Source organism: Pseudomonas sp. GXM4 (assembly GCF_008923895.1).
GTDB classification, from domain to species: domain Bacteria; phylum Pseudomonadota; class Gammaproteobacteria; order Pseudomonadales; family Pseudomonadaceae; genus Aquipseudomonas; species Aquipseudomonas atacamensis.
In genome coordinates this window covers 1-3,421 of record NZ_WBRZ01000401.1, presented here as the reverse complement: position 1 = coordinate 3,421, position 3,421 = coordinate 1, and the positions used below count along the sequence as shown (strand labels likewise).

Genomic DNA, 3,421 nt, shown 5'->3' with positions numbered 1-3,421 from the left:
TGGGGCCAGCAAATTCACCATCTATGTTGACTGACAATCCACTATCGCGGGCAAGCCCGCTCCCACAGGTATTGATGTGATTTTGCAGTTGCTTACGGTTTTACCAACCGCGCATCCAGGCTGTTCTGCGCCAGGCGCTTGGCCTGATCCTGGGTCATGCCCAGATGTTCATGCAGCGCATGGAAGTTCTCGGTCACGTACCCGCCGAAATACGCCGGGTCATCGGAGTTCACCGTGACCTTCACGCCGCGCTCAAGCATGTCGAGGATGTTGTGCTGCGACATGTGATCGAACACGCAGAGCTTGGTGTTCGACAGCGGGCATACGGTCAGCGGGATCTGCTCGTCGATGATCCGCTGCATCAGGCGCTCGTCTTCGATGGCGCGCACGCCATGGTCGATGCGCTGGATTTTCAGCAGGTCGATGGCTTCCCAGATGTATTCCGGCGGGCCTTCTTCACCGGCGTGGGCGACGGTGAGGAAGCCTTCGTCGCGGGCGCGATCGAAGACGCGTTTGAACTTGCTCGGCGGGTGGCCCATCTCGGAACTGTCGAGCCCGACCGCGACAAACGCATCACGGAACGGCAGCGCCTGATCGAGGGTTTTCTGCGCTTCGTCTTCGCTGAGGTGGCGCAGGAAGCTGAGGATCAAACCGCTGCTGATGCCCAGTTGCGTCTCGCCATCCTTGAGCGCGGCGGCGATGCCGTTGAGCACCACTTCGAACGGGATGCCCCGGTCGGTGTGGGTCTGCGGATCGAAGAACGGTTCGGTATGAATCACGTTCTGTGCTTTGCAGCGCAGCAGGTAGGCCCAGGTCAGGTCGTAGAAGTCCTGCGAGGTGCGTAGGACATCGGCGCCCTGGTAATACAGGTCGAGAAATTCCTGCAGATTGTTGAAGGCGTAAGCCTTGCGCAGGGTTTCGACGTCGCTCCACGGCAGGGCGATCTTGTTGCGTTCGGCCAGGGCGAACAGCAGTTCAGGCTCCAGCGAACCTTCCAGATGCAGGTGCAGTTCGGCTTTGGGCAGGGCGTTGAGCCAGTCGTACATAGTCTTTTCTCATCAGGTGCAATGCCGGCATTCTACAGAGGCTGGCCGCAACAATTGGCAAAACCTGACCAGGTGATCGATCAAACCGCCTCTTGCTCGCGACGATAGGCGTAGGTATCGGCGAAGCGCGACAGCAGGAATTGCGCACAGGTGGTGGTCGGATATTTCGCCGGGTGCTGTGCATCCTGGCAACCGGGCAGGCATTCGATGCGCGTGTCCGGGTGCGGTTCGGCGAAGAACGGCATCGAATAACGATCCACGCCCAGCGGGCTGATCACCCGGTGCGGCGTCGAGCGATAACGGTCGTTGCTCCAGCGCGCCATCATGTCGCCGAGGTTGACCACGAACGTGCCGTCAATCGGTGGCGCGTCGATCCATTCACCATTGACGTTCTTCACCTGCAAACCGCCGGCGCTGTCCTGATAGAGCAGGGTGATGCAGCCGTAATCGGTATGGGCGCCGGCACCTTGTTGCTCGGCGGAGCTGGCGGTGTGACGCGGCGGATAATGGATCATGCGCAACACGCTGACCGGGTCGACAAAGCGCGAATCGAAGAAGTCGCGCTCGATGCCCAGTGCAATGGTCATCGCCCGCAACAGGGTTTGCGCCAGCGCCTGCATGTCGAGGTAATGCTGCTCCATAAGGGCGTCCCAGCCGGGTTGCGCCGGGTGCCGATTGGGGCCGCGCAAAGGTTTTTCCGCGAGCACCTCGGGGTGTTCGTTCGGCAGGTGCAGGCCCATGTCGAAAGTTTCTTTGAGATCGCTGGGTTTGTCCGGGTCCAGTTGCTCGGTCGCAATCGCACCGTAGCCGCGATGATGGCGGGTCTGGGTAATGTCGATCTTCAGTTTTTCTGCGGCGGGCAAGGCAAAGAAGCGCTGGGCGTGATCGAGCAGATCGTCGATGCGTTGCGCCGAGATCGGATGGCCCTTGATGTAGAAAAAGCCCCATTCGCGACAGGCTTGGTCGATCTGCTCGGCCACGGCGGGCCAGGCATTTTCATCGGTGCTGTAGAGCGGGCTGATGTCGATGATGGGAAGACTGTTCATGCACTGGTCCTGAGAAACGCAAACATGAGAACACTGAAAAAACTGTGGGAGCTGGCTTGCCAGCGATGGCGATCTAACTGGCAACAGTGATGTTGAATGTGAAGGCCTCATCGCTGGCAAGCCAGCTCCCACACGGGTCGGTGTATTTTTTGAAAGTTACTTCGGCATCTCGGCCTTCATGCCTTCAACGTAATAATTCATCGACGCCAGTTCCGCATTGGTCGCGCTCACGCCCGCAGGGATTTTTTCCACACCGGCCTGATCCTTGATCGGCCCGGTAAACGGCTGCAATGCGCCGCTCTTGATGTCGGCGATCAACTGCTCGGCTTCGGCTTTCACCGGCGCCGGCACCAGATCGCTGATCGGCAGTTCCACCGTGCCTTCCTTCAACCCGCCCCAGTAATCCTGAGATTTCCAGGTGTGATCAATCACGCTCTGCGTCGCCTGAATGTAGTGTGGCGCCCAGTCGTTGACGATCGAGGTCAGCACCGCTTTCGGGCCGAAGTGGGCCATGTCCGAGGCATAGCCCACGGCATACACCCCGCGCCGTTCGGCAGCCTGGATAGGCGCCGGGCTGTCGGTGTGCTGGAACACCACATCGACGCCTTGATCGATCAGGGCGTTGGCGGCGTCGGCTTCCTTGCCCGGATCGAACCAGGAGTTGACCCACACCACTTTGATTTCGGTGCCAGGGTTGTACTTGTTCAGGGCCAACTGGATGGCATTGATGTCGCGGATCACTTCCGGAATCGGGAACGAGGCGACGTAGCCGATCTTCTTGGTCTTGGTCATCTTCGCCGCGAGGAAACCGCCGACATAACGGCCCTCGTAAGTGCGCGCCAGGTAAGTGCCGAGATTCTTGTCCTGCTTGTAGCCTGTGGCGTGTTCGAAAGTGACCTTGGGGAATTGCTTGGCGACTTTCACTGTCGGGTTCATGTAGCCGAAAGACGTGGTGAAGATCAGGTCGTATTTGTCCTTGGCCATGTTGCGGATCACCCGTTCGGCGTCGGCGCCCTCGGCGACGTTTTCCACGTAGTTGGTGGTGATCTGCGTGCCGAGTTTTTCCGCCAGGGCCTTGCGCCCCTGTTCGTGCTGATACGTCCAGCCGTGGTCACCGATCGGGCCGATGTAGACGAAACCGACCTTCAGCGGATCGGCAGCGCTGGCGCTCAGGCTGATTCCCAGACCGATGGCGGCGTACAGCAGTTTGTGCAGCGGACGTATTGGCATGAACCCGAACTCCATTTTGTTGTGTGTGCTCAGGGCCAATGCAAATTGCTGACCAAAAGGACAACAAACAAAAAGATCGCAGCCTTCGGCGGCTCCTAC

At 59.3% G+C, this 3,421-nt stretch carries 3 protein-coding genes; all 3 read right to left on the bottom strand.

What is annotated here, in order from left to right; genetic code table 11:
• Positions 1-92: 92 nt before the first annotated feature.
• Positions 93-1,046: an adenosine deaminase gene (locus F8N49_RS26585; RefSeq protein WP_024011466.1), complete on the bottom strand. Its 954-nt coding sequence runs from the start codon at positions 1,044-1,046 to the stop codon at positions 93-95.
• Between the two features lie 80 nt (positions 1,047-1,126).
• Positions 1,127-2,092 carry a 2-oxoglutarate and iron-dependent oxygenase domain-containing protein gene (locus F8N49_RS26580; RefSeq protein ID WP_151553222.1) on the bottom strand — a complete coding sequence of 322 codons (966 nt, stop codon included), beginning with the start codon at positions 2,090-2,092 and terminating at the stop codon, positions 1,127-1,129.
• 156 nt (positions 2,093-2,248) lie between these two features.
• Positions 2,249-3,322 carry a BMP family ABC transporter substrate-binding protein gene (locus tag F8N49_RS26575; RefSeq protein WP_016771815.1) on the bottom strand — a complete coding sequence of 358 codons (1,074 nt, stop codon included), beginning with the start codon at positions 3,320-3,322 and terminating at the stop codon, positions 2,249-2,251.
• Between the last annotated feature and the right edge of the window lie 99 nt (positions 3,323-3,421).